Below are 1,029 nucleotides of genomic sequence, written 5' to 3'. Positions count from 1 at the left end.
CGAATGGCATAGGCGCACATGGCGCAGGGTTCGACCGTAGAGTACAGCGTGCAGTCATGGAGCGACCTAGTATGCAGCATCTGCTGGGCGGTGGACAACGCGACCATCTCGGCGTGGCGCGTCACGTCGCTTGCGCGGCGCACCATGTTGGACGCCTCGCAAACGACCTCGCCATACCGGCCGACGACCGCGGCAAATGGGTATTCTCCGTCAGATCGGCTGGATTTGGCGAGCGCGATGCAGCGGCGCATCAACTCCAGATCGGATAGCTGCGGATCATAGTTGCTCACCTGACGAAGTATCCTCAATCAATCTGAGTCGCGGGCCCGCCCCTAAGCTTGCGAAACTGTGCTGGAACTGTTGGGCCGCTGAATCCACCTCCCGGCGACGAGACTTCCGAAAAATGGACAAGGGATGGCTGACGGTCGACAGCGTCATCAGCCGACGACAACCGGTATCGTTTCGCAACGGTCAGCTGGGCATTGTGTGAGGCATCTCGGTCCTTCAATCAACGTCCTTTGCGCTCTCTTTACTGAATCACCTTTGTGCCTTGGTTTGATGATATGTTCGGCCATAGCGATTATTCCCTAGCTGCGTGGTGCACGACTTGTTTTTGGCGACTAACGCGCATGTAGATGCGCCTTTAGCATCATAGCCAGTCTAGGAAACGGATCACCTGCTGAATCTGGTAGGATCTGTGCTCTGCCCTGCTGCCGCATCTTGAGCAGCTCACCGACCGTGCTCGTGCCTACGTAGTGGTCCGTTCTTTAATCGCGGGCGCGGTGTCAACCCCGATAGACAAGAGTGAATCCACTTCCGGGTTCATGTTTCGCGGTCGTCTCTACAAGACCCGCCGCATGATGGCGTTCAAGGGGGGTGCATCTCGATGTGTAAGAGCGCGGTGCGTAAAGCTTGCAAGGACGACTTCAAGATTGCCAACACCTTCGTCCCGGCTGGGACGCGTGTTCCGTCGCGAAGGCGAATCTGGGTTGGTTTAAGACTGCTTCATGCGGCGGGTATCTCTACCTT

At 57.1% G+C, this 1,029-nt stretch carries 1 protein-coding gene; it reads right to left on the bottom strand.

Annotated elements, in window-relative coordinates:
- The coding region (locus tag CQ12_RS23855; protein WP_245310102.1) for a nucleoside deaminase at positions 1–290 on the bottom strand (290 nt) is incomplete at its 3' end.
- Positions 291–1,029 lie beyond the last annotated feature (739 nt).

This window comes from Bradyrhizobium jicamae (assembly GCF_001440395.1).
Classification (GTDB): Bacteria; Pseudomonadota; Alphaproteobacteria; order Rhizobiales; family Xanthobacteraceae; genus Bradyrhizobium; species Bradyrhizobium jicamae.
The sequence above is the reverse complement of the archived record's forward strand: the minus strand, read 5'-3'. Positions and strand labels throughout refer to the sequence as shown.